Source organism: Glycomyces rhizosphaerae, from assembly GCF_042647865.1.
GTDB lineage: Bacteria > Actinomycetota > Actinomycetes > Mycobacteriales > Micromonosporaceae > Glycomyces > Glycomyces rhizosphaerae.
Window position 1 is genome coordinate 293,244 of record NZ_JBHRWO010000007.1, and the last position, 7,713, is coordinate 300,956.

The following is a 7,713-nucleotide window of genomic DNA, read 5'->3' on the forward strand; positions in this document are numbered from 1 at the left end:
GACCACACTGTTGTGGAACCCGGGAGGCGAACGTGACCAACGAGGTGCTGTGGCTGCCGCGACCCGACGCGGTGGAGACGACGAACATCGGGCGGTTCAGCCAGTGGCTGTCCCGCCGTGAGGAGCGCGATCTCACCGGCTACCCGGCTCTCTGGCAGTACTCCGTCGACCATCTGCGCCCGTTCTGGGGCGCGGTCTGGGAGTACTTCGGTCTCGGCAAGACGGTCCCGGAGCACCGGGTCCTCGCGGACGAGACCATGCCGGACACCGTGTGGTTTCCCGACGAGACCTTCAACTACGCCCGCGCCGTGCTCACCGCGCCGGGCGTGGACGAGGACGACGTCCTCGTGCGCGCCTACTCCGATACGCGCGAGCCCGTGGAATGGACCCTGGGGGAGCTCCGCGAGGCCGTCGCGCGCGCCCGCGCGGGGCTCGTCGCCCGCGGCGTGCACCGCGGCGACCGCGTCGCGGCCTGGATGCCGAACATCCCCGAGACCTTCGCGCTCATGCTCGCCACGGCGAGCCTCGGCGCGGTCTTCTCCAGCTGCGCCCCCGAGTTCGGGGCCAAGGCGGTCCTCGACCGCTTCGTGCAGATCGAGCCGAAGGTCCTCGTGGCCGTCGACGGCTACAAGTACGGCTCCAAGACGATCGACCGCACCGCGGACCTGCGCCGCGTCGTGCGCGGCCTCGAGGGCCTCCACGCGGTCGTCACGCTCCCGTACATCGGCGCGTCGCCCGACGGCGAGGTCGAGGGCGAGACCTGGGACCGCTTCTGCGCCTACGACGAAGGCATCGCGTTCGAGCCGCTCACCTTCGACCACCCGCTGTACATCCTGTACTCCTCGGGCACCACCGGCCTGCCGAAGGCCATCGTCCACTCGCACGGCGGCATGGCGATCGAGCACGCGAAGATGCACTCGCTGCACCACGACCTCGGCGTCGGCGACCGCTTCTTCTGGTACTCCACGACCGGCTGGATGATGTGGAACTACCTGATGTCCGCGCCGATCGTGGGCGCCGGGATCGTCATGTTCGACGGGGCGCCCGACCCGGTCGGGATGTGGCGGCTCGCCGAGGAGTCGGGCACCACCTACTTCGGGACGAGCGCGCCGTTCCTCATGGCCTGCCGCTCCCGCGGGATCAAGCCGATGGAAGAGGCCGACCTGTCGCTGATCCGCGGCATCGGCTCGACGGGCGCGCCGCTGCCGGCGGTCGGCTTCGACTATGTGTACGAGCAGATCAGCCAGACCGCGCAGCTCCAGTCCCTTTCGGGCGGCACCGACCTGTGCACCGGGTTCATCGGCGGCGCGCCGACGGTGCCGGTGTGGCGCGGCGAGCTCTCCTGCCGGTGCCTCGGCGCCGACGTGCAGTCATTCGACCCCGAAGGGCACCCCGGGATCGGCCGCGAGGGCGAACTGGTGATCGCCTCGCCGATGCCCTCGATGCCGGTGGGGCTGTGGGGCGACCCGCTCAAGCACCGCTACCGCGACACCTACCTCACGGACTTCCCCGGGATCTGGCGCCACGGCGACTGGATCACGATCACCGAACGCGGCTCCTCGGTCATCTCGGGCCGCAGCGACGCGACCCTGAACCGCGGCGGCGTGAGGATGGGCACGGCCGAGTTCTACGCGGTGGTCGAGGCGATCGAGGGCGTGGCGGACTCCCTGGTGGTGCACCTCGACGACCCGGGCCAGGACCGCCTGCTGCTGTACATCTCCTGCTCCGAGGGCGTGGAGCTCGACGACGACTTGCGCCGGCGCATCTCCGCGGCCCTGCGCGAGCAGTTGTCGCCGAGGCACCTCCCGGACGAGGTGCGGCAGGTGCCTTCGATCCCGAGGACCCTGAGCGGGAAGAAGGTGGAGGTCCCGGTGAAGAAGATCCTCAAAGGCGTGCCGCCTGAGGAGGCCATCGCCCGTGACGCGCTCGCGAACCCGGACGCGCTGAAGGCCTTCATGCGCCCCTGACCGCGGCCGCACCCAGTGACGACAGTGCCCGGCCGGGGCGCCTGCGGCGGGAGCGAGGCCTGAGTGACAAGGGACTGCCAATAACCCGATTTCCTTACGCGGCAAGGGAATTCAGTTAGGTGTGTGCCCGATCGCAGGCGTCGGGTAGTTAGTATGTTTCGTGTCGCCCCGGTCGGTTTCCCCCGTAGCCGCCGGGGCGGCGCTATGCCTGGCCTGCCGCGGCCGCTGCGCCGCCTCTCCGCGGCCGCTGTGCTCCAATGGTCGGCGTGACAGAGACCGTGCCGCACGAGCCCGACACCGATGACAACGCTCCCGCGGAGGTCGGCGTCGGCCCCTGGGAGGGCCCCCTCCCCGAGGACGAGCGCTACGACCCCGACCTGCTGCGACTGGGCGACCGCCGCAACGTCCTGGACGAGTACCGGTACTGGAGCCGCGAGGCGATCATCGCCGACCTCGACGAGCGCCGCCACGACTTCCACGTCGCCATCGAGAACTGGCAGCACGACTTCAACATCGGCACCGTCGTGCGCAACGCGAACGCGTTCCTCGCCAAGACCGTCCACATCGTCGGCAAGCGCCGCTGGAACCGGCGCGGCGCGATGGTCACCGACCGGTACCAGCACGTCGAGCACCACGACACGGTCGAGGACTTCATCGCCTGGGCCGAGGCCGAGGGCCTCGCGGTCGTCGGCATCGACAACCTGCCCGGCTCGGTGCCGATCGAGACGACCCCGCTGCCTCGCAAAGCGGTCCTGGTCTTCGGCCAGGAAGGGCCCGGCCTGTCCGAGCCGGTGCGCGAGGTCTGCTCGATGGTCTGCTCGATCACCCAGTTCGGATCGACCCGCTCGATCAACGCCGGCGTCGCCAGCGGCATCGCCATGCACGCCTGGGTGAGGGAACACGTGTTCGGACAGCGCCCCTGAAATGCCGACCGTCGGGAATCCGACCGCTGCGGGGACTCCCGAATGTCACACCCCGGTGGCACTCTGGAGTGAGTACATCGGTGTTGCGGGAGCAGCGCCCCGGAAGTCCGATGGCGACGCCGCGTCGCCGGGCCGCACCTCGTTGCGGCGTACGCGAACGGCAGTTGTCGGATACCGGACGCTTCCAGGGTGCCAGGCGAACGATACGCCTACATTGAGCCAATGGGAGATTACTTGGGGTAAGCTCCCGGAAGCACAACAGAATAGGTTGAATCCGCTGGTAGATAGGCGGAGTCGGGCAAAAGTGGAACCACCGCGTTACGCTGAGCCCGGCACGGGCCGCACGGTTCACACCGTTGGGGCCCTGAACAAAACTGAAAGCCGAGTCATGCTCGTACGGTAGACTCGTGCCAGCCTGCGCCAGACGAACGATCGGCCAGGACCCTTGACGGGAGGGGTGAGGAAGTTGAAGAAGTTTCTGACTTGGGGCGGACTTGCGTTCCTGGTGTTCTTTATAGCCTTCAGGCCAGGCGAAGCCAGTGACGTGGTCGGGAACCTCGCAGGCGGAATCCTTGACGCCGCAAACGGTTTCGCGGCGTTCTTCACGAACCTCGTGACCTGATAGCGACGGCACTATGACCGATTCCGGTGCAGGCGGCTCGGGGGACAACAAGGACACCGAGCCGCTGGAACCCCCTAGCCCGCGCGCCCCCGCCGACAGTCCCGCCCCGGGCGCCGCTTCCCCCACGCGGGAGTTCAGCTTCCAATCTGGAGCTGTCGGCTCCGCGCCCGCGACCGCCGCGAGTGACATCGACGGCGTTCGCTTCGACGACGGACTCACCGACGGTCTCGGCGGCGGCCTCCTCGGAGGCATGCGCGCGCCGACCGTCCCCGACGTCCCCTCCCCGATCTCCGCCCGCTACCTCTTCCCGACCGAGAAGTACCGCGGCGAATGGCGCCGGCACTGGGTGCACCTCATGCCCTGGTACGTCATCGGGACGCTCGCGACCTTCATCATGGGCCTGGCCTCGGGCATGCTCACGAAATGGGAGTCCGAGAGCCGCGACACCGCGCTCACGGTCACCGTCGTCGCCTGGCTGCTCATCCTCGGCTTCGTGGGCTGGAAGATCCTCGACTGGTACATGGACCGCTTCATCCTGACCAACAAGCGGATCATGCTCATCCAAGGGGTCATCACCCGCTCGGTCGCCATGATGCCGCTCGGCCGCGTCACCGACATGAAGTACGCGCAGACGCCGATGGGCCGGATGCTCAACTACGGCGAGTTCATCATCGAGTCCGCCGGCCAGGACCAGGCGCTGCGGAACGTCCCGCACCTGCCGAACCCCAACGAGCTCTACCTCCAGATGTGCGAGGAGATGTACGAGCCCGAGGCCGTCGACGAACGCGAGGCCGAACCCGAAGAGGACCTGATTCCGGAAGAAGAGCCCGTGAAGAAGGACGCCGAGGCCTGACCGGGGCGCCCTGAACGATCACCGTCCGAACACCCGCCGACACTGTCGGCGGGTGTTCCGCGTCCAGGTCATGACGCTCGTCGCGGTACCGGATGCCGGGATCGACCCGGTGGCACCTACTTCGTATACTCATCTCCTACCGACCCTCGGTTGCCAATGACACCCATCTTTTGGCAGAATTCCGCCCGGCGGGCGCAACCGCGCGCCGGGGGAATGTCGTCTGTTCTTCGACCCCCCCAGGGAGACTCGTGAGCGAGGTCAAATCGTCTCAGGACGAGGAGTTCCGCGAGTACGTGGCGGCACGCTCAGCCGCGCTGCACCGTGCGGCGTATCTCCTGACGGGGAACTGGGCGACAGCGGAGGACTTGGTGCAGACGACCTTGACGAAGACCTACCTGGCTTGGAGCCGGATCAGGACTACTGATTCGGTCGACGCCTATGCCCGCCGCATCCTCTACAACACCAACGCCTCCTGGTGGCGCAAGCGGTCGAACCGCGAGAAGCCCACCGAGGTCTTCGAGGACAAGGCCGACCACTCCCGCGACTTCACCGAGCACTCGGCCGTGCGCGACGCCATGTGGCGCCACATCGCCGTCCTACCCAAGCGCCAGCGCGCGGTCCTCGTCCTCCGCTACTACGAGAACCGCACGGACCAGCAGATCGCCGACATCCTCGGCATCTCCGTCGGCACCGTCAAGAGCCAGGCCTCCCGCGCGCTCGCGGGCATGCGCAAGCGCCTCGGCACGCCTTCTGCCGCACTCGGTCTGTCGATGGAGCAGAGGAAGGCGGCATGAGCGACGACATAGAAGACCTCCTGCGCAGCGGGCTGGCCGCACGGGCCGACGCCGCGCCTTCGTACGACGACCCCGGGCTGGCCGATGCCGCCATCGCCGGGGCCGGCCGCATCCGGCGCCGCAGGCGCGTGGCCTCCGCCGCGTCCGGCGCGGGCCTGCTCGTGCTCGGCGCCGCGGCGTTCGTGTACCAGCCGTGGTTCTCGACCGACGACGACGGCGGCGACGGGACGACGGCCGCCGACACGAGCACCGTCGAGGTGCAGAACGAGTTCGACATGGAGTTCGTCGTCGAGGACGACTCCGGTTCGTACAGCGTGCTCAACCAGGACGGCGACAGCATCGCCCTCGGCGACACGGAACCGACCTACGTCTACAGGCTCGCCGACGCGTATATGGCCGAGTCCGCCGAGGAAGTGTGGACGGTGAGCGTCGACGGCGCCTCCGGCACCTCGTATCCGAAGGCCACGGAGGAGAGTTACACCAAGGTCAGCACCGGTGGCGAGCAGTTCGCGATCGTCACGCCGACCACGGACTACGAGTCCGAGGAGTACTCGCTGTACGACGTGACCATCGCCGATGCGGAGACCGAGGAGGAGGTCGAACCGGTCGCCTTCACGACCGATTACGCCATCTCCCTCGCCGACTGGAGCGAGACCACCGCGGTCTTCACCGCCGACTTGAACTCGGTCACCGGCGGGAGCTCCGGCACGTACTACTTCAACGACAATCTCGAATACGGCCTGGAGTCGGTGAGCGCCGCCGGATTCGAGGCCGTGCTTCTCGTCGACTCGATGGACCCTTCCAACGTCTGCGTGTCCGACCTCTACCCGACCGAGGGGACCGCGAGCGATACTGAGTGGTGCGGTCCATTGGACAGCACGGAGGTCCAGGACGAGTTCATCGCGGCCACCGGCACCGAAGTCGACCCGGCCGTTGTCTCGGAGTCGGTGAAGGACCAGGTGGAGGGCGAGTACATTCCGCTCGCCGACGCCGACCTCGGGAAGTACGAGACCCGCTACCTGGAGGCGATGAACTACTGGACCGACCCGGCCGACCGCTGGCAGGTGTCCGGCACCCCGGGCGAGTCGACCTGGTTGCTCGTCGAGGCGACCGGTGAGGAGCCGGAGCTGTCCGAACTCGAACCGCCTGCCGGCGCCCTGATGCCGGTGCTGAGCTACACCTAACACACGCGCACGAATCCGGGCCTGTGACCTGGCGGACTTGACATACTCGCTGCGTGGGAATCGAATATTTGCTGACGGTCATGGTGACGCTCTTCGTCATCATGGACCCGCCGGGGATCGTGCCGATCTACCTGGCCCTCACCGGGACCATGGATCGGCGCGAGCGCAACCGGGCCGCGCTCCAGGCGACATTGCTGTCCCTGGGCGTGATCTCGCTGTTCGCGCTGCTCGGCCAGCAGATCATCAACTACCTCCACATCGACCTGGAGGCGCTGCAGGGCGCGGGCGGGCTGCTGCTGCTCCTCGTCAGCCTCCAGCTCCTCACCGGGAAGGCCGACGAGCCTTCGGAGTCGGCGACCTCGAACATCGCACTCGTGCCGCTGGGCACGCCGCTGCTGGCCGGGCCCGGCGCGATCGTCGCGGTGATCCTGTTCGTGCAGCAGGCGCCGTCCCGTGTGGACTACCTCTGGATCGCATTGGCGATCCTCGTCATCCACATCTCGATCTACCTGGTCATGCGCTTCTCGGGGTTCCTGGTGAAGATCCTGCGGCGCGGCGGCATCGAGGTCCTCACCCGCATCGCGGGCGTGCTGCTGGCCGCGATCGCGGTGCAGCTCATCGCGGATGCCGTGATGGGTTATGTTGAACTCTTCGAAAGTTCTGCTGGAGCTACCGCTTGGTGATTACTTTAGTGTTCAATTAAACCCATGGAGATTCCTACAGTCCTCGACTTGCCCCTGCACCCGCTGGTGCTGCACGCGCCGATCATCCTGGTCGGGCTGCTCGTGCTCGGCGGCCTCGCCTACCTGCTGATCCCGCCGCTGCGCCAGCGCATCGGCTGGGCCGTAGCGGCCCTCGTGGTGATCTCGCCCCTCGCCGTGTACGGCACGGTCCTGACCGGCGAGCAGCTCGCGAACTTCTTCGAGCCGGACGGCTGGAGCGACGTGATCGAGCAGCACCAGAACTACGGCTGGTGGCTCTTGTGGACACTGGTGGCGCTCGTGCCGGTGTGGTTCCTGTTCGCCGGTCTGGACCGGGGTCGGCGGACCGCGCTCCTGCGCGACGCGGACGCTCCGGCGCCCGCCGCCGGCGAGGACGGCGAAGCGGCTTCGGGGAGTTCGGACCCGGCGGCGACCGGGCGCAAAGTCGTGATGTTCATCGTGGGCCTGCTGGCGCTGGTGCTGCTGGGAGCGGCGGCCTGGTTCCTGTTCAAGGCCGGGCACTCCGGCGCCGACATGGTCTGGGGGCCGAGGATGCCGTAACGGGAGGAACGAACGGAAACGGCCCCGGCCGGGCGGATGGCGGTTTCTAGGGGTGGTCGCAACACCGCTGGTTATTCGCTGTTGGTGAGGAGTTTAGCGAGGTGCTCG

General features: G+C 67.8%; 8 protein-coding genes. All 8 read left to right on the forward strand.

Annotated elements, in window-relative coordinates:
• Window positions 1-32: 32 nt before the first annotated feature.
• The 8 genes from ACFO8M_RS08105 (at window position 33) to ACFO8M_RS08140 (ending at window position 7,605) form a co-directional block, all read left to right on the forward strand.
• A complete protein-coding gene (locus ACFO8M_RS08105) occupies window positions 33-1,967 on the forward strand; it encodes an acetoacetate--CoA ligase (protein ID WP_387973050.1) in 1,935 nt (644 codons plus the stop codon).
• 257 nt (window positions 1,968-2,224) lie between these two features.
• Window positions 2,225-2,890 carry a TrmH family RNA methyltransferase gene (locus ACFO8M_RS08110; RefSeq protein ID WP_387973053.1) on the forward strand — a complete coding sequence of 222 codons (666 nt, stop codon included), beginning with the start codon at window positions 2,225-2,227 and terminating at the stop codon, window positions 2,888-2,890.
• A gap of 466 nt (window positions 2,891-3,356) precedes the next feature.
• Complete coding sequence (locus tag ACFO8M_RS08115) at window positions 3,357-3,512, forward strand: hypothetical protein (protein WP_177154845.1); 156 nt, start codon at window positions 3,357-3,359, stop codon at window positions 3,510-3,512.
• 13 nt (window positions 3,513-3,525) lie between these two features.
• Window positions 3,526-4,365: a PH domain-containing protein gene (locus ACFO8M_RS08120; RefSeq protein ID WP_387973057.1), complete on the forward strand. Its 840-nt coding sequence runs from the start codon at window positions 3,526-3,528 to the stop codon at window positions 4,363-4,365.
• A gap of 248 nt (window positions 4,366-4,613) precedes the next feature.
• Window positions 4,614-5,159 carry a SigE family RNA polymerase sigma factor gene (locus ACFO8M_RS08125; RefSeq protein WP_387973060.1) on the forward strand — a complete coding sequence of 182 codons (546 nt, stop codon included), beginning with the start codon at window positions 4,614-4,616 and terminating at the stop codon, window positions 5,157-5,159.
• Window positions 5,156-6,343 (forward strand): hypothetical protein, encoded by a 1,188-nt coding sequence (locus tag ACFO8M_RS08130; protein WP_387973063.1) that lies wholly within the window; start codon window positions 5,156-5,158, stop codon window positions 6,341-6,343. The genes ACFO8M_RS08125 and ACFO8M_RS08130 overlap by 4 nt, the downstream gene beginning before the upstream one ends.
• Before the next feature lie 53 nt (window positions 6,344-6,396).
• Complete coding sequence (locus ACFO8M_RS08135) at window positions 6,397-7,026, forward strand: MarC family protein (protein ID WP_387973065.1); 630 nt, start codon at window positions 6,397-6,399, stop codon at window positions 7,024-7,026.
• Window positions 7,027-7,050: 24 nt separating this feature from the next.
• On the forward strand, window positions 7,051-7,605 hold the full coding sequence (locus tag ACFO8M_RS08140) for a hypothetical protein (protein ID WP_387973068.1): 555 nt from the start codon (window positions 7,051-7,053) through the stop codon (window positions 7,603-7,605).
• Window positions 7,606-7,713: the final 108 nt, after the last annotated feature.